This window comes from Nocardiopsis protaetiae (assembly GCF_045446735.1).
GTDB lineage: Bacteria > Actinomycetota > Actinomycetes > Streptosporangiales > Streptosporangiaceae > Nocardiopsis > Nocardiopsis protaetiae.
The window spans coordinates 1-17,231 of sequence record NZ_JBJJBV010000146.1; the positions used below are offsets into that span (position 1 = coordinate 1).

A 17,231-nucleotide genomic window follows, 5' to 3' on the forward strand; every position below is an offset into this window, starting at 1 on the left:
CCCCACCTCCCGGACGGGGTCATCAGAGGGCGGTCTTACTCGCAGGCGTCCAGCGCGGGCTGGGACTCCTCGAAGGCGAAGTCGGTCTCACCGAACGCGGCCTCCAGGAACTCGGTGGCCTTGCCCTCGTCCCACATCTTGGTGATGGCCGCGTTGACCTCCTCGCACAGCTCCGTGGAGCCGTCGGGCAGGCCGACGCCGTACTTCTCCTCACCGAACGCGTTGTTGACGACCCGGTACTGGCCCGGGTTCTGGGCGGCGAAGCCCGCGAGGATGGTGTTGTCGGTGGTCACCGCGTCGACGGTGCCGTTGCCGAGCAGCTCCAGGCACTCGGAGTAGTTGCCGGCCTCGCGCAGCTGGGCGTCGACGCCCAGGCCGCCCTCCTCCTCGGAGTCGACGATGTTGTTGGCCGAACGGGAGCCGGAGGCCGAGCACAGGGTCTTGCCGGCGAGGTCGTCGGGGCCGTTGATGTCGGTGTTGTCGGCCTGGGTCAGGATGTCCTGCTGGGCGATGTAGTACGGCCCGGCGAAGTCCACGACCTGGCGGCGCTCGTCGGTGATCGAGTAGGTCGCGAAGATCAGGTCGACGGTGCCCTGCTGGAGGAACGACTCGCGGTTGGCGGAGGCGGCCTCGGTCCACTCGATCTGGTCCGGGGAGTAACCGAGCTCACCGGCGACGTAGGTGGCGACGTCCACGTCGAAGCCGACGGGGGTGCCGCCCTCGTCCAGGCCCAGGCCCGGCTGGTCGTACTTGACACCGATGGTGATGGTGTCGCCGCCACCGTTGCCCTCGCCGCCGCCCTCGCCGCCTTCGCCGCCGACCTCGGCGGTGCCACAGGCGGTCAGGGCGAGCGCCAGGGCCGCGGTGCTGCCCAGGACGGTGCTGATGCGACGGACTCGCATTGGGGATACCTCTTCCTTGAGATGCTGTGCGAAGCTCGTGGCCCCGTTGGGGCCGCGGGGGACTGCTAGTGGGTCAGGATCTTCGACAGGAAGTCCTGGGCCCGCTCCGACTGCGGGTTGGTGAAGAACTCGTCGGGGGTGTTCTCCTCGACGATCTCCCCGTCGGCCATGAACACGACCCGGTTGGCGGCGCGGCGGGCGAACCCCATCTCGTGGGTGACCACGACCATGGTCATGCCCTCGCTCGCGAGGTCGGTCATGACGTCGAGGACCTCCTGGACCATCTCGGGGTCCAGGGCCGAGGTCGGCTCGTCGAAGAGGATGACCTTCGGGTTCATCGCCAGGGCTCGGGCGATGGCCACGCGCTGCTGCTGTCCGCCGGACAGCTGCGCGGGGTACTTGTCGGCCTGGTTGCCGATGCGGACCCGCTCCAGCAGCTCCATGCCGCGGGCCTCGGCCTCGGACTTGGACTTGCGCAGGACCTTCATGGGACCCAGCGTCACGTTCTGCAGCACGGTCTTGTGCGCGAACAGGTTGAACGACTGGAACACCATGCCGACATCGCTGCGCAGGCGCGCGAGGGCGCGGCCCTCGGCCGGCAGCGGCTGGTCGTCCAGGGTGATCACCCCGGCGTCGATCGTCTCCAGGCGGTTGATCGTGCGGCACAGCGTCGACTTGCCGGACCCGGACGGCCCGATGACGACTACCACCTCGCCGGAGTTAACCGTCAAATTGATGTCGCGGAGCACGTGCAGGTCGCCGAAGTGCTTGTTGACGTTCTCCAGCACGACGAGAGGAGTTGTGGTCATGGTCGGAACCTAGTGTCTCGATGTTGCCGTGTCATCACGAAAACGCATGAGCGCTGCGGAGTAGCAGACTTGTTACGGCGTGATTCGTGAAACCGTTATCGTTTTGGGGGGTTAAGTCCATATTGGTCACGTAGGGTCGCGTTTTCGTCCTCCTGAGTCCCGCTGCTCCGGGTGCCCCGGACGTGATGTCCGCCTTCTTCCCCCTGGTCACACAGCCGACACCCGCGGATCCCGCCGATTCCGGCCGCCCCGCCCCGGGCGACGGCCCGTGATCACCCCGAACGGGCGGCGTCCCGGTCCGTGAGACCGGATAGCCTGAGGATGTGAGCCAGAGTCGTACCTACCAAGTGCGGACCTACGGCTGCCAGATGAACGTCCACGACTCCGAGCGCCTCTCCGGTCTGCTGGAGGACGCTGGGTACGCGCGCGCAGCCGAGGACACCACCGCGGACATCGTCGTCTTCAACACCTGTGCGGTCCGGGAGAACGCGGACAACCGCCTGTACGGCAACCTCGGGCACCTGCGCCCGGTCAAGGACGCCAACCCCGGCATGCAGATCGCCGTGGGGGGCTGCCTGGCGCAGAAGGACCGCGGTGAGATCGTCCGGCGCGCCCCCTGGGTCGACGTCGTGTTCGGCACCCACAACATCGGTTCCCTGCCGGCCCTGCTGGAGCGCGCCCGCGTCCAGAGGGAGGCGCAGGTCGAGATCGCCGAGTCGCTGGAGCACTTCCCCTCCACGCTGCCCAGCCGCCGCGAGTCGGCGTACGCGGCGTGGGTGTCGATCTCGGTCGGGTGCAACAACACCTGCACCTTCTGCATCGTCCCGGCGCTGCGCGGCAAGGAGCAGGACCGCCGCCCCGGCGACATCCTCGCCGAGGTGCGGGCCCTGGTCGCCGAGGGCGTCAGCGAGATCACCCTGCTCGGCCAGAACGTCAACGCCTACGGCAGCGGCTTCGGCGACCGGCAGGCGTTCTCCAAGCTGCTGCGCGCCTGCGGCGAGATCGAGGGGCTGGAGCGGGTCCGCTTCACCTCCCCGCACCCGCGCGACTTCACCGACGACGTCATCGAGGCGATGGCGCAGACCCCCAACGTGATGCCGCAGCTGCACATGCCGCTGCAGTCGGGGTCCAGCCGCGTCCTCAAGGCGATGCGCCGCTCCTACCGCCAGGAGCGCTTCCTGGGCATCGTGGAGAAGGTGCGCGAGGCCATGCCGCACGCCGCCATCACCACCGACATCATCGTGGGCTTCCCCGGCGAGACCGAGGAGGACTTCGAGGAGACGCTGCACGTGGTGCGCGAGGCCCGGTTCTCGGCCGCGTTCACGTTCCAGTACTCCAAGCGCCCCGGCACCCCCGCCGCCACCATGGACGACCAGGTGCCGCCGGAGGTCGTCAAGGAGCGCTACCAGCGGCTGGTCGACCTCCAGGAGCAGATCTCCTGGGAGGAGAACAAGAAGCTGGTCGGCACCGAGGTCGAGCTGCTGGTCGCCGAGGGCGAGGGCCGCAAGGACGGCGAGCACCGCCGCCTGTCCGGCCGCGCCCCCGACAACCGCCTCGTGCACTTCGCCGTCGGTGACGCCGAGCCCCGGCCCGGCGACGTGGTGACCGTCGAGGTCACCTACGCCGCGCCGCACCACCTGGTGGCCGACTCCGGGGTGCGGGACCTGCGCCGCACCCGCGCCGGGGACGCCTGGGCGGCCCGCAACGGCGAGCCCGTCCAGGAGAGGAAGCCCGAGGTCCTGCTGGGCATGCCGCGCGTCGGCAGGCCGGCCGAGCAGCCCGCCCCCGTCGGCGGCTGCGACCTGGTCTGACGTTCTGTGTCCGACGGCCCCGGTGCGTTCGCACCGGGGCCGTCGTCGTGGGCGGGCTCAGGCGTCCCAGGATTCGGTCTCCAGGGGGCCGGATCCCCTGAGGGCCGCCAGCGGTGCCCGGCCGTCCTCGGCGAGGGCGGCCACCGCCTGTTCGGCCTGTGCCGAAGACAGGTGCGCGTAGTGGTACACCCGCTCCTTCGGGTCGGGGACCTCCACCCGCAGGCGCGCCCCCTCCTCCCAGATGAGCTGGAGAGCGGTGTCGTCGGGGGTGATGAACGTCAGGTAGGAGCCGCGGGCGGGGGTCAGCCGGTACAGCAGCTCGCGCCAGACGCCGTCGTCCCCCACCATGCCCTGGCCCGAGAACCGGACGAGTCCTCCGTTGTCGAGCCGCCGGTCGTCGAAGCCGACCAGTAGGGCGGGGGTCCCGCCGTCGGCCGCTCTGCGGTCGGCGGCCCTGTGGACCGGGCGCCACTTCCACGCGTCCGTCGTGAGCTCGATGGCCTGCCGGGGGCTGCCGTCCCAGGAGGGTTCGAGGCCCTGTGCGCGCAGCGCCTCGACGACCTCGCGGCCCAGGGCGGCCTGTTCCTCCGGGTCCTGCCGCTCCTCGTCGGTGAACACCCCGTAGAACAGCAGGCCGGGGCCCCGGTCGATGGCGTCGTGGACGAACCCGCGCGCTCCGGGGAAGAACTCCTCGCGCTCGCTGTACATGATGTTCGGGCCGTCGCCGCGCCCCCAGCCGTAGTCCTCGCGGGCGATGACGCCCGCCGCGTCCAGGGCCCGGAAGGCCCGGGAGAGTCGTTCGGCGTCGGTCGGTCCGGTCATGGTCCCCCTCCGGTGGTCGGTGCGGATGCCCCGCTGTGCTGGTCCGTGCCGTGCGGATCCGTGCTCTGGGACGGCGCGCCGCCCCGCCCGGTTCTGCGGCCCCGGTACCCGGTACCCGGCACGGAGAACGGCCCCGGCGCGTGGGCGCCGGGGCCGTCGTCGTGGGACGGGGCGTGGCGCCGCCCCGCACCCCCACGTTCCTACAGGCGAACGTACAGGTCGTTGAACCGGACGAACGCCAGGTTGGGCTGGCGCACCGGCGGCCGCTCCGGGTCCAGGGCCAGGCCGGGGAAGGCCGCCAGCAGCGCCGTGAACGCCTCGTGCCCCTCCGCCCGGGCCAGCGCCGCGCCCAGGCAGTAGTGCAGCCCGTGCCCGAACGCCATGTGCGCCTCACCCGGCAGCCCCCGGTGCCGGGTGATGTCGAACCGCTCCGGGGCCGGGTGCGCCGCGGGGTCGCGGTTGGCCCCCGCGGCCATCGCGATCACCGGGCTGCCCGCCGGGATCGTCGTGGTGGACAGCTCGACGTCCTCGGTCGCGAACCGCGGCCGGGTCTGGAACACCGGCCCGCACCAGCGCAGCATCTCGTGCACCGCCGACGGCATCAGCCCCGGGTCCCGGCGCAGCTCGGCCAGCTGGTCGGGGTGGGTGAGCAGGGCGTGGGCCCCGTTGGCGACGAGGTTGGCGGTGGTCTCGTGCCCGGCGATCACCAGGGTGATGATCATGGTGACCAGCTCCTCCTCCGAGAGCCGGTCGCCGTCCTCGTCGCTCACCCGGACCAGGTCGCCGAGCAGGTCGTCGTACTCCCCGTCGCGGTGCAGGGCGACCAGGTCCCGGGAGGCGGCCACGATCGCCGCGACCGTCCGGTTGACCTCGTCCATCCGCGTGAAGTCGAACGAGGTGATGGAGTGGCCCCACTCCCGCCAGGGCGCGCGGTCCCGCTCGGGCACCCCGAGCAGCTCGCAGATGACGGCGATCGGCAGCGGGTAGGCGAAGTGGTCGAGCAGGTCCACCGACCCGTTCTCGGCGTGCGCCGGCAGGTCGGCGATCAGCTCCTCGGCCAGGGCCCGGATGCGCGGGCGCAGCGCCTCGACCCGGCGCACCGTGAAGGTGCGCGTGACCAGCTTGCGCAGCCGGACGTGGTCGACGCCGTCCTTGTCCAGCAGGCCCTCGGTGACGTGGGTGACCAGCTCGGGGGTCATGCCCAGGCCCATCAGCAGCTCGGGGCGGGTGGGGACGGTCCGCTCCCCGGGCAGGTTCACCGGGTCCACCACGAACCGGCGGTCGCTCAGGATCTCGCGGGCGTCGGCGTCGTCCACGACCAGGCGCACCTCCATGCCGCCGATGGCGGCGCGGGCCTGCGCGCCGGCGGCGCGGATGCGCTCCAGCAGGGCGAAGTGGTCCAGGTCGGGCGGCGGGGCGGTCAGTTCGAACAGGGTCGGAGTGCTCATGTGCCCTCCCGGGCGTTCACTCGATGGGTGGGAGGTATTCCTCCAGCGCGTTGCGCGCCCACCCCATGAGCCCCTCGAACAGGGTGAGGACCTCGGGGCGGGCGGCGAGCAGCGCGTCGGGGTCGGCGGCCTCACCCAGGCTCCGCCGCACGGACTCGCCGAGGATGTCGGCGCGCACCTGCGGTTCGGGGACGGGATAGGACTGCCGGGACAGGAGCGGCGGTGCGACCAGGGAACCCATGACGGACGAGACGAACAGGTAGTTCTGCTCCTCGACCGGCCGATCGGCGGGCAGCAGGCCGTGCCCGCGCAGGACGGTGAAGTACTCCTGCATGACACGGGCCCGCAGGCCGATCAGCCCGCTCTGGGTGGTGCCGACCGTTTCGACGATGCCGCCCAGGGTCGCGGGGTCGCGGGCCAGGATCGCCTTGACCAGCGGTGTCTCGTGCTGCTTCAGGTAGAGCCACCGGGAGACGGCCCCGGGCATGATCATCGCGGGGTCGTCCCTCATGGCCTCGATGATCCGGGTGCCGACCTCCATCTGCACCCGGACCACGACCAGTCCGAACAGCACCTCCTTGGTGGGGAAGTGCAGGTAGACGGTGCCCTTGCCGACGTTCGCCCGGCGGGCGACGTCCTCGATGGTGATCTTGCCGTAGCCCAGCGAGATGAGCAGCTCGCCCGCGGCGTCCAGGATGCGCACCGCTCTGCGGGCGCGTTCGGCGTCGCGGGGGGTGCCTGCGGTCGTGACCACTGTCGCTCCTGTGGATCGAGGGATGTCGGGGGACCCGTCGGCCCATGATGCCTTCATGTTCCCGCACCTCCGATCCTCGGTCGCGTCATTCGTGACTGTGTGACTGGATTTCAAATCTGGTCACGCAGTCAAAGCTAGGTCGTGGCGGGGCCCTTGGCAAGCCCTCGGTGGGGTGAGAGGGGCTCAGGAGGCGGGTGGGGAGGGAGGGGTGGAAAAGAAGCGGGGCGTGCCCGCGGGCACGCCCCGGGAGGTTCCGGCGGCGAACCCCGGGCGCGGCGGGCGGGGCCCGGAGGCACAGGGGAGGAAGGGAAACGCCAACGGGGGCATGCCGATCGGCGTGCCCGTGGGCAAGCCCCGGGCGCGGCCCGGAGGCACAGGGCAGGCAAGGGGAAACGCAAGGGGGCGTGCCGGTCGGCACGCCCCCTCGGTGTTCCGGGTCGCGGCTAGAGGTGGTGGGGCACCATCGTCGCGATGTCCACCAGCGCCTCGCCGGGTTCGTCGTCGGGCGCCGACAGCGCCGTGTCCACCTGGTGCAGCGCCCGCTCCACCAGGTCGGGGGCGTCGTAAGGCAGCCAGCGCACCCGCGGGTCGCGGCGGAACCACGACTCCTGGCGCCGGGCGAACCGGCGGGTGGCCTGGGCGGTCGCCGCCCGTGCCTCCTCCTCCGACAGCTCCCCGTCCAGCTGCGCCAGCGCCTGGGCGTACCCCAGCGCCTTGGACGCGGTGCGGCCCTCGCGCAGTCCCCGGCCGTCGAGCTCGCGGACCTCCTCGACCAGGCCCTGCGCCCACATGCGGTCCACCCGCAGGTCGATGCGGGCGTCCAGGTCCGGGCGCGGGGCGGTCAGCCCGATCTGCGTGCACGGGTAGAACGAGGTGTGGTCGGGCAGGGTCGCCGTGAACGGCCGCCCGGTGAGCTCGATGACCTCCAGCGCCCGCACGATCCGGCGCCCGTTGCCGGGCAGGATCGCCCGCGCCGCCGCCGGGTCGGCCTCGGCCAGCCGGGCGTGCAGCACCCCCGGGCCCACCTCGGCGAGCTCGGCCTCCAGCCGGGCGCGGACCTCCGGGTCGGTGCCGGGGAACTCCAGGTGGTCCAGGACCGCCCGCACGTACAGCCCCGAGCCGCCCACCAGGATCGGCAGGACGTCGCGGTCGGTGCAGTCCTCCACCACTTCGCGCGCCAGCGTCTGGTAGCTGGCGACGTCGGCGGGCTCGGTGACGTCCCAGATGTCGAGCAGGTGGTGGGGCACGCCCCGCCGCTCCTCGAACGGGAGCTTGGCGGTGCCGATGTCCATCCCCCGGTACAGCTGCATGGAGTCGGCGTTGATCACCTCGCCGCGGCGCCCGGTGCGCTCCTCCAAGCGCAGCGCCATCTCCACGGCCAGGTCGGACTTGCCCACGGCGGTCGGACCCACGACCGCGATCACCTTGATCATTCCCCCAGCCTACGGCGCCGGAGGGGCCCGTGGGGCACAAGAGGGCACTACTCTGGGCGCATGCGATTCGCCAAGGGCCACGGAACCGAGAACGACTTCGTGATCCTCCCCGACCCCGACGGGGAGCTCCACCTCACGGAGGCGGACGTCCGCCTGCTGTGCGACCGGCGCGCCGGGATCGGCGGCGACGGCATCCTGCGCGTGGTGCGCACCCGGGCCCTGGGCGAGGCGCTCGCCCCCTCCGCCCGGACCGCCGAGCGCACCGAGTGGTTCATGGACTACCGCAACGCCGACGGCGGCATCGCCGAGATGTGCGGCAACGGGGTGCGGGTGTTCGCCCGCTACCTGCGCCACGCCGGGCTGGTGGACGCCGACCGGTTCGAGGTCGGCACCCGCGACGGGGCCAAGGAGGTCACCGTCGAGGCGAACGGCGACATCACCGTGGACATGGGCCGCGTGGAGCGGCTGGGGTCCTCCTCGGCGAAGCTGGCCGACCGCACCGTCGACGGCGTCCGCATCTCCGTGGGCAACCCGCACCTGGCCTGCGAGATCTCCGCGCCGGTCGCGGAGGTGGACCTGCGGACCCTGCCGGTGCTGGACACCGAGGCGTTCCCCGCGGGGGCCAACGTCGAGGTGTACAACGAGGTCGGCCCGGGTGTGCTCCAGATGCGCGTGTACGAGCGCGGCGCGGGGGAGACCCGCTCCTGCGGGACCGGCATCGTCGCCACCGCCGCGGCGGCCACCCCGCCCGGGGAGGGCGCCACCTGGCGGGTGCGCGTCCCGGGCGGCGAGTGCACCGTGTTCCTCGACGCCGACGGGGCCCGCCTGCGCGGGCCCGCCGCCATCGTCGCCGAGGGGGAGACCTCCCTCCTCGGCTCGCGTTAGCCGGGTTCGGGTCGGCCGCCGAGCAGGCTCTCCACCGGCAGGCCGCGCAGCGAGGCGTCCAGCACCCGGGCGGTGTGCGCCACCGCCATCGGGGTGCCCGCCCGCTCCAGGGCGGAGGCGATCTGGAGCGAGCAGCCCGGGTTGCCCGACACCAGCAGCCGGGCGCCGGTCGAGGCGGCGTCGGCGGCCTTGCGGTCGCCCAGCTCCTTTGCGGGTTCGGGGTTGAACAGGTTGTAGACGCCCGCCGAGCCGCAGCAGATCTCCCTGTTCGGCAGGTCCGACACGGTCAGCTCCGGGATGCCCGCCAGCAGGGCGCGCGGCTGGCGGGTCACGCCCTGGCCGTGGGACAGGTGGCAGGCGTCGTGGTAGGCGGCGTGCAGCGGCAGCGGGTGGCGTTCGGCCACCGGGCCCAGGTCCGCCAGGAACTCGGTGAGGTCCACGACCTTGGCGGCGAACGCCCGGCCGCGCCGAATTAGGGAGTCGTCGGCCCCGGCCTCGGCGAGCACGCGTTCGGCGTGGCGCATCCCCGAGCCGCAGCCCGCCGAGTTGACCACGATCCGCTCCACGCCGGCGCGCTCGAACGCGCCGATCAGCGCCCGGAGGAACCCGGCCGCCTCGGCGCCCCGCCCGGCGTGGCCCGAGAGCGCGCCGCAACAGCCCTGGTCGCGGGGGACGACCACGTCGCAGCCCTCCAGGGCCAGGACGCGCGCCGTCGCTGTGTTCACGTCGGGGAAGAACGCGTCCTGCACACAGCCCAGCAGCATCCCCACCCGGGCCCGCGCCCGGCCCACCGCCGGGACCAGCTCGGGCAGGTCGGCCGGACGCGCGGCCAGCGGCGGGGCGACGCGCTCCATGGTGGCCAGCGCGGGGGAGACCCGGTCCAGCAGCCCGGAGCGACGCACCAGCGCGGACGCCCCCGACGCCTGGTAGGCGCGCAGCGGGCCGCGCAGCAGGCGCAGCCGCCGCCTGTGAGGGAAGAGCGCGAACACCGCGCCGCGCAGCGCCCGCTCGGGCAGCGGCCGCCGGTGCTCCTCCTCCACCCGGACCCGGGTGCGGTCGATGAGGGCGTCGTAGGCCACCCCGGAGGGGCAGGCGGTCACGCAGGCCAGGCAGCCCAGGCAGTTGTCGAAGTGGCCGACGGCGGCCTCGGTCAGCACGTCGTCGTGGGTCTGCGCCATGAGGTGGATGCGCCCGCGCGGGGAGTCCATCTCCTGGCCCCACAGCACGTGGGTGGGGCAGGTGGGCAGGCAGAAGCCGCAGTGGACGCAGTCGCCCAGCAGCTCCTCGAAGGGGCGGGCGGCGGTGGAATCGGGCAGGGCGGGGTCGGGCAGGTCGGTCACGGTCGTTCCTCCCGGGGGGTGGGCGGGGCGTCGGTCACGAAGCGCCCGGGCGCCATGCGGTGGCCGGGGTCCATGGCGTCCCGGATCACGCGCATCACCGCGAGCCCGGGCACCTCGCCCCACAGGTCGACCCCGGCCTCGTGCAGGTGCGCCTCCGCTCGCACCACCGTCGCCGTCCAGCCGGTGTGTGAGCGCGCCTGCGCCAGCACATCGCCGACGGCCGCCGCGGACGCGCCCGGGGCGAACGCCAGGACGAGGGCGCCGCGCGGGGCCGACCCCGTGATGCGGACGGCGGTGCCATGGACGTCCTCGGCCAGGGAGCCGAGCCCCACCGCGGCCGGGACGCTCTCGGCGGGCGGTACGGACAGGCGCACCAGCGTGCCCGCCGTGGGGAGCAGGCCCCACCCCGGCGGCAACCCCTCGGACACCCGCACCCCGGGCGCCCCCTCGGCCCCGGGTGCCCCATCGCCGCCGATAGCCGCAGGTGTCCTGTGGTTCCCGGGTGACTCATCACCCCCGGGTGTCCCATGGCCATCGGTGGTCGCGGGCGTCCCGCCGTTTCCGGGGGCCTGGGGCGCCTCACGGCCATCGGTGGGCGCAGACGTCCTGGAGGCCCCGGTCGTCTCAGGGGTCACGCGAGTCCCGGCGGGGAGGGCGGCGGCGAGGAGGCGGGCGGTCTGGGCGGCGCGGGCCTCGACACCCGCGGGGGTGCCCTCCAGGACCACCGTCAGGCGGAGCTCTCCGCCCGGCAGGCGGTCGAGCTCCACGGCGGCGGGCACCACGGTGCTCCGGCGCAGCGCGTCCAGAGCCTGTTCGGCGGCCGCGGCGGTCGGCGGGGACACCCCGAGGGTGCGCAGGGCCGGGGGCAGGGGGTGGAGGCGGAAGGCGGCGGAGGCGATGACGCCGAGGGTGCCGTGGCCGCCGACGTGCAGCTTGGCCAGGTCGTACCCGGCGACGTTCTTGACCACCCGGCCGCCGCTGCGCGCCACCACCCCGTCCGGGCGCACCACCGTCATGCCGATGACCAGGTCGCGCAGCGCGCCGGTGAGCAGCCGCCGCGGCCCCGACAGGCCGGTGGCCAGCAGGCCGCCCACGGTCCCCCCGGCGCGGACCGGGTCCACCGACAGGCGCTGGCCCGCCGCGGCGAGCACCCCGGCGAGGTCGGCCACCGGGGCGCCCGCGCCGACCTCCACCACCAGGTCGCCCGCGTCGTGGTCGATGCGGGACAGTGCGCCGGTGTCCACCAGCAGGTCCACGGAGGTCGGCCGGCCGCCCCAGTCCAGGGCGGTGCCGCCGCCGCGGGCGGCCACCGACCGGTTGTGGCGGGCGGCCTCGGCCAGCAGCCCGGCCAGTTCCTCCACGTTCCGCGGGCGCGCCGTGTGCGCCGGGACGACACCGCACACGGCGTCGCCCGGCCCGCCCGCGCGGACGCCCTCGATCCCCTGCCGCGTCACACCGGTCCCTTCGCTCAGAACTGCTCGGCCTCGCCCGACTCCACCAGCGGGTGCACACCCGTGCGCACCCCCGGCCTCTCCCCGCACAGGCGCGGGGTGGGCAGCAGCTTGTACGGGTTCGCGATCCCCCTCGGGTCCAGGGCGCCCCGGAACAGGTCGAAGGTCGCCAGGTCGTCGGGGGAGTACATGCGCGGCATCTTGCACGCCTTGTCCACGCCCACCCCGTGTTCGCCGGTGATGGACCCGCCGTGCTCCACGCACAGGTCGAGGATGGCCCCCGACACCTCCTCGGCGCGCTCGGCCGCGCCGGGTTCGGCGTCGTCGAACAGCACCAGCGGGTGCAGGTTCCCGTCCCCGGCGTGGAACACGTTGGCGACCCGGATGCCGCTCTCCCGGGAGAGTTCGGTGATGCGGCGCAGCACCTCGGGCAGGGCGGTGCGCGGTACCACCCCGTCCTGGACGATGTAGGCGGGGCTGATCCGCCCCACGGCGGCGAACGCCGACTTGCGGCCCTTCCAGATGCGGGCCCGCTCGTCGGCGTCGGCGGCGGTGCGGGTCTCGAACGACCCCGCGGCCGCGCACAGCCGGGTCACCTCGGTGAGCTGGGCCTCGACCTCGACGGCCGGGCCGTCCAGCTCCACGATGAGCACCGCCGCGGCGCCCTCGGGGTAGTCGCAGGCCACCGCGGCCTCGGCGGCCTCGATGGCCAGGGCGTCCATCATCTCGATGGCGGAGGGCAGCACCCCGGCGGCGATGATGTCGCTCACCGCGCGCCCGCCCGCGTCCATGGAGGTGAACGCCGCCAGCAGGGTGACGGTCCGCTCCGGCAGCCGGGTCAGGCCCACGGTGATCCGGGTGGCGACGCCCAGGGTGCCCTCGGAGCCGATGAACGCGCCGATGAGGTCGTGGCCGGGCGCGTCCGGGGCCTTGCCGCCCAGGCGCACCAGGGCGCCGTCGGGGGTGACCACGTCCAGCCCGCGCACGTGGTTGACGGTGAAGCCGTACTTGAGGCAGTGCGCGCCGCCGGAGTTCTCGGCGACGTTGCCGCCCACCGAGCACACCTGCTGGCTGGAGGGGTCGGGCGCGTAGTAGTAGCCGTGCGGGGCGGAGGCCCGGCTGACGTCGAGGTTGGCCACGCCGGGTTCGACCACGGCGCACTCGTTGGCGGGGTCGATCTCGACGATGCGGCGCATGCGCGAGGTGGACAGCAGCACGCCCTCGGGGTGGGGGAGGGCGCCCCCGGACAGGCCGGTGCCCGCCCCGCGGGGGACGAACGGCACCCCGGCCTCGGCGCACAGCCCGACCACGGCGGCGACCTGCTCGGCGGTGGTGGGCAGCACCACGACGCCGGGGACCTCGCGGTGGTGGGTGATGCCGTCGCTGTCGTAGACGCGGCGCCGGGAGGCGTCGGTCAGCACGCCGTCCGCGCCGCAGACCTCCCGCAGGCGCGTGACGAGCGCGGCCACGGCGGCCGGGACCGGGTGGGCGGTGTCGGGCATGGCGCCTCCCGGGCTGTCGTCGCGGACGCGGTCGGACCTCTGTGTGGACGGCCTCGCGTTGGAAAGGTACGACCGTGTGGCCCAGGACACAAGAGGGCGTGCGGAATGTGCTGTTCGGGGTGACGGAATCCGGAGGGCGGAATCAAGGAGACGGAAAAGGGGCGGCGATCCGTGTGGATCGCCGCCCCTGGAGTACCGGGGTGCCCGTGCCGCCGGGCAGGGTCGGCGGACGCCCGCGGCGGCCGTCGGGCGGTCTCTCACGCGACGGTCGGCGCAGGCCGCCCCGGTGGTTGGCCGCCCGAGCCGCGGGCGGCGCGCGCCGGAGGGCCGGTGCCGTGGGCGGTCGTCAGGTGTTCTCCTGCGAGGCGACCGGCGGCGGTCGGCCCGGCGGGCGTCGTGCTCCGGCGAGCCGGGGCCCGTGCGACCGTCGGGCGATCTCGCCGTTCGGCCGCCCAGGGCCGACCCGGGTCCGGACGTCCGAGAACGTTCTACGGCATGCGCTCGTAGGCGGGCAGCGTCAGGAAGTCGACGTACTCGTCGGCCAGCGCGACCTCGGAGAACAGCTCCTTGGCCTGCTTGTACAGGTCCTCGTCGAACGCCGCGCCCAGGGACTCGCGGATGGCCGCCAGCTCCTCGTCGATGATCTGCGTGACCAGCTCGGCGGTGACCTCGGGGCCGTCGTCGAGGGTGACGCCGTTGTGCAGCCACTGCCAGATCTGGGAGCGGGAGATCTCGGCGGTGGCGGCGTCCTCCATCAGGTTGTGGATCGCCACCGCGCCGTTGCCGCCCATCCAGGCCGCCAGATACTGCAACGCGACGTTGACGTTGCCGCGCAGGCCCGCCTGGGTGACGCCGCCCGGCGTCCGGTCGACGGCCAGCAGGTCGGCCGCGGACACCTCGACCTCGGGGCGCTTCTTGTCGATCTGGTTGGGCTTCTCGCCCAGGACGCCGTCGAAGATCTCCATGGCGATCGGCACCAGGTCGGGGTGGGCGACCCAGGAGCCGTCGAAGCCGTCGCCGGACTCGCGGGACTTGTCGTCGCGGACCTTGGCGAAGGCGACCTTGTTGACCTCCTCGTCCTTGCGGGACGGGATGAACGCGGCCATGCCGCCGATGGCGTGGGCGCCGCGCTTGTGGCAGGTCTTGACCAGCAGCTCGGTGTAGGCGCGCATCATCGGGGCGGTCATGGTGACGGCGTTGCGCTCGGGCAGCACGAACTTGCTGCCGCGGGTGCGGTGGGTCTTGATGAGGCTGAAGAGGTAGTCCCAGCGGCCGGCGTTCAGGCCCGCGGAGTGCTCGCGCAGCTCGTAGAGGATCTCCTCCATCTCGAACGCGGCCGGGATGGTCTCGATCAGGCAGGTGGCGCGGATGGTGCCGCGGGGGATGCCGAGGCGCTCCTGGGCGATGACGAAGATGTCGTTCCACAGGCGGGCTTCGAGGTGGCTCTGCATCTTGGGCAGGTAGAAGTACGGGCCCTTGCCCTTGTCCAGCTGGCGCTGCGCACAGTGGAAGAAGTAGAGGGCGAAGTCGACGATGCCGCCGCTGACCCGCCGGCCGTCGACCAGGATGTGCTTCTCGTCCAGGTGCCAGCCGCGCGGGCGGACCACGATGGTGGCCAGCTCCTCGTCGGCCTTGAGGGCGTAGGTCTTGCCCTGGGGGGAGGTGAAGTCGATGGTGCGGTCCAGGGCGTCGCGCAGGTTGAGCTGCCCCTGGATCATGTTCTCCCACAGCGGGGTGTTGGCGTCCTCGAAGTCGGCCAGCCACACCTTGGCGCCGGAGTTGAGCGCGTTGATGGTCATCTTGCGCTCGGTGGGGCCGGTGATCTCGACGCGGCGGTCGGTGATGCCGGGGGCGGGCGCGGCGACCTGCCAGGAGTCGTCCTCGCGGACGTGCTTCGTCTCGGGGAGGAAGTCGAGGTCGATGCCGGCGGCGACCTGCTCCTCACGGACCTTGCGCGCGGCCAGGAGCTCCTGGCGGCGCTCCTCGGCGGCGCGGTGCAGCTCGGCGACGAGGGCGAGGGCCTCATCGGTGAGGATCTCGTCGAACCGGTCGTTGAGGGGGCCGGTGATTTCGACCCCGTGGGTGGCGCCCATGGCATACCTTCCGCAATACGAAACAAGCTTCTGGGATGTGGAAAACGCTACCGTTGCTGGTGAGGCGTGGTCAACGCGGCCCCTACCCTGCATGAGTTCGAAGTTTCGCACAGCGTGAAGCTTGTTGAAAATTCTCGGATAACTTCCGCGGTTCTTATGTCGCAGCCGAACGGGGTGCGTGCGGAAGGGCCGCGACGGTGGCGTGTCTTCCGCCACGTGGCCTGCGATAATTCAGGTGCCCCGGCGGGAAGCGCGTGTCACCATCGACGGGGCGGTCCGCACGGCGCGGACCGGGAAGAATCACCCCGGTGACCGCGTTGACCCACCTGGAGGGATATGAGTACTGCTGAAACCCGTGGAAGCTCCCGCGAGGCCTACGAGGCCGCCGACGAGGAGAGGCTCCACGACACGTTCGCCACCGAGGACGGGACCGACAACGGTGAGGGGTCCCGCCGCGACACCGGCGGCGACCGTCATGTGCACGGGGACACCCCCGACCAGGGCGAGATGGAACTCGCCGACCGGCACGCACTGCGCCGCGTCCAGGGGCTGTCCACCGAACTCACCGACATCACCGAGGTCGAGTACCGGTCACTGCGGCTGGAGCGCGTCGTCCTGATCGGCGTGTGGACCAGCGGCACCCAGGCCGACGCCGACAACTCGCTGGTCGAGCTGGCCGCCCTGTCCGAGACCGCCGGGGCCATGGTCCTGGAAGGCCTCACCCAGCGCCGCTCCAAGCCCGACCCCGCCACCTACGTCGGCAAGGGCAAGGCCGCCGAACTGCGCGACATCGTCGAGGCCACCGGGGCCGACACCGTCATCTGCGACGGTGAGCTCACCCCCGGCCAGCTGCGCCAGCTGGAGGACGTCGTCAAGGTCAAGGTCGTCGACCGCACCGCGCTCATCCTGGACATCTTCGCCCAGCACGCGCGCAGCAGCGAGGGCAAGGCCCAGGTCGAACTGGCCCAGCTCAACTACCTGCTCCCGCGCCTGCGCGGCTGGGGCGACAGCCTGTCCCGACAGGCCGGCGGCTCCGGTGGCGGCGGCGCCGGCGGCGGCGTGGGCACACGCGGTCCCGGTGAGACCAAGATCGAGACCGACCGGCGGCGCATCAACGACAAGATGGCCAAGCTGCGCAGGCAGCTCGCCCACATGCGCATCGCCCGCGACGTCAAGCGCGACGTCCGACGCACCCGACAGGTGCCCTCGGTGGCCATCGCCGGGTACACCAACGCCGGCAAGTCCAGCCTGCTCAACCGGCTGACCGGCGCCGGAGTCCTGGTGGAGAACGCCCTGTTCGCCACCCTGGACCCCACGGTCCGCCAGGCGCGCACGCCCGACGGCCGGGCGTTCACGCTCAGCGACACCGTCGGGTTCGTCCGGCACCTGCCGCACCAGCTGGTCGAAGCGTTCCGGTCCACCCTGGAGGAGGTCGCCGACGCCGACCTCATCCTGCACGTGATCGACGGGTCGCACCCCGACCCGGAGAGCCAGATCGCCGCGGTGCACGAGGTGTTCGCCGATATCGACGCCACCGACGTGCCCGAGATGATCGTGGTCAACAAGGTCGACGCTGCCGACCCGGACGTGCTCAAGGTGCTGCGCACCCGGTACCCCGGGATGGTCGAGGTCTCCGCCCGGACCGGGGAGGGCGTGGCCGGACTGGTCACGGCACTGGCCGAGGCGCTGCCCGAGCTCGCGCACGAGGTGCGCGTGCGGGTGCCGTACTCGCGCGGCGACCTGGTCGCCAAGGTGCACGAGGAGGGGCGCGTCCTCACCGAGGAGCACACCGCCGAGGGCACCGAGCTGCACGCCTTCGTCTCGCAGCTGCTGGCGGGCAAGCTGGAGGAGTTCGCTCTGAGCACCGCCTGACGGGCACCTGCTGATCCGCACCCGAACGGGCCCGGCCGCCGACGCGGCCGGGCCCGTCGGCGTGTCGGGGAGGGGCGGGAGCGGGGCGTGCGGGCGCCGCCTGGGCTAC

Annotated in this window: 13 protein-coding genes; 3 read left to right on the forward strand and 10 right to left on the reverse strand. The window is 72.9% G+C overall.

Annotated features, from left to right (window positions below; all coding sequences use genetic code 11):
• Window positions 1–35: 35 nt before the first annotated feature.
• The gene (locus ACJOT3_RS21145; protein WP_406974803.1) at window positions 36–902 is read right to left on the reverse strand and encodes a glutamate ABC transporter substrate-binding protein; all 867 of its coding nucleotides are present in this window, start codon (window positions 900–902) and stop codon (window positions 36–38) included.
• A gap of 65 nt (window positions 903–967) precedes the next feature.
• The gene (locus tag ACJOT3_RS21150; RefSeq protein WP_406974804.1) at window positions 968–1,711 is read right to left on the reverse strand and encodes an amino acid ABC transporter ATP-binding protein; all 744 of its coding nucleotides are present in this window, start codon (window positions 1,709–1,711) and stop codon (window positions 968–970) included.
• 347 nt (window positions 1,712–2,058) lie between these two features.
• Here ACJOT3_RS21150 and miaB point away from each other — a divergent pair, with 347 nt between their 5' ends.
• The gene (gene miaB / locus ACJOT3_RS21155; protein ID WP_406974817.1) at window positions 2,059–3,522 is read left to right on the forward strand and encodes a tRNA (N6-isopentenyl adenosine(37)-C2)-methylthiotransferase MiaB; all 1,464 of its coding nucleotides are present in this window, start codon (window positions 2,059–2,061) and stop codon (window positions 3,520–3,522) included.
• Between the two features lie 57 nt (window positions 3,523–3,579).
• Here the strand turns inward: miaB and ACJOT3_RS21160 are convergent, their stop codons facing one another.
• The 4 genes from ACJOT3_RS21160 to miaA form a co-directional block, all read right to left on the reverse strand.
• The gene (locus tag ACJOT3_RS21160; RefSeq protein WP_406974807.1) at window positions 3,580–4,344 is read right to left on the reverse strand and encodes a DUF6891 domain-containing protein; all 765 of its coding nucleotides are present in this window, start codon (window positions 4,342–4,344) and stop codon (window positions 3,580–3,582) included.
• 200 nt (window positions 4,345–4,544) lie between these two features.
• Window positions 4,545–5,792: a cytochrome P450 family protein gene (locus tag ACJOT3_RS21165; protein ID WP_406974808.1), complete on the reverse strand. Its 1,248-nt coding sequence runs from the start codon at window positions 5,790–5,792 to the stop codon at window positions 4,545–4,547.
• A gap of 16 nt (window positions 5,793–5,808) precedes the next feature.
• Window positions 5,809–6,546: a TetR/AcrR family transcriptional regulator gene (locus ACJOT3_RS21170; RefSeq protein ID WP_406974809.1), complete on the reverse strand. Its 738-nt coding sequence runs from the start codon at window positions 6,544–6,546 to the stop codon at window positions 5,809–5,811.
• A 443-nt stretch (window positions 6,547–6,989) separates the two neighbouring features.
• Complete coding sequence (gene miaA, locus ACJOT3_RS21175; RefSeq protein ID WP_406974810.1) at window positions 6,990–7,979, reverse strand: tRNA (adenosine(37)-N6)-dimethylallyltransferase MiaA; 990 nt, start codon at window positions 7,977–7,979, stop codon at window positions 6,990–6,992.
• A 60-nt stretch (window positions 7,980–8,039) separates the two neighbouring features.
• Between miaA and dapF the strand changes: the two genes are divergently transcribed.
• The gene (gene dapF / locus ACJOT3_RS21180) at window positions 8,040–8,864 is read left to right on the forward strand and encodes a diaminopimelate epimerase (RefSeq protein ID WP_406974811.1); all 825 of its coding nucleotides are present in this window, start codon (window positions 8,040–8,042) and stop codon (window positions 8,862–8,864) included.
• Here the strand turns inward: dapF and ACJOT3_RS21185 are convergent.
• From ACJOT3_RS21185 to aceB, 4 genes are all read right to left on the reverse strand, one after another.
• Window positions 8,861–10,204: a (Fe-S)-binding protein gene (locus tag ACJOT3_RS21185; RefSeq protein WP_406974812.1), complete on the reverse strand. Its 1,344-nt coding sequence runs from the start codon at window positions 10,202–10,204 to the stop codon at window positions 8,861–8,863. The genes dapF and ACJOT3_RS21185 overlap by 4 nt on opposite strands.
• Window positions 10,201–11,658: an FAD-binding oxidoreductase gene (locus ACJOT3_RS21190; protein WP_406974813.1), complete on the reverse strand. Its 1,458-nt coding sequence runs from the start codon at window positions 11,656–11,658 to the stop codon at window positions 10,201–10,203. The genes ACJOT3_RS21185 and ACJOT3_RS21190 overlap by 4 nt, the downstream gene beginning before the upstream one ends.
• A 14-nt stretch (window positions 11,659–11,672) precedes the next feature.
• On the reverse strand, window positions 11,673–13,157 hold the full coding sequence (locus ACJOT3_RS21195; protein WP_406974814.1) for an FAD-linked oxidase C-terminal domain-containing protein: 1,485 nt from the start codon (window positions 13,155–13,157) through the stop codon (window positions 11,673–11,675).
• 488 nt (window positions 13,158–13,645) lie between these two features.
• Window positions 13,646–15,250: a malate synthase A gene (gene aceB / locus ACJOT3_RS21200; RefSeq protein ID WP_406974815.1), complete on the reverse strand. Its 1,605-nt coding sequence runs from the start codon at window positions 15,248–15,250 to the stop codon at window positions 13,646–13,648.
• 336 nt (window positions 15,251–15,586) lie between these two features.
• On the opposite strand from aceB, the gene hflX reads away from it, so the two are divergent.
• On the forward strand, window positions 15,587–17,122 hold the full coding sequence (gene hflX / locus ACJOT3_RS21205) for a GTPase HflX (protein WP_406974816.1): 1,536 nt from the start codon (window positions 15,587–15,589) through the stop codon (window positions 17,120–17,122).
• Window positions 17,123–17,231 lie beyond the last annotated feature (109 nt).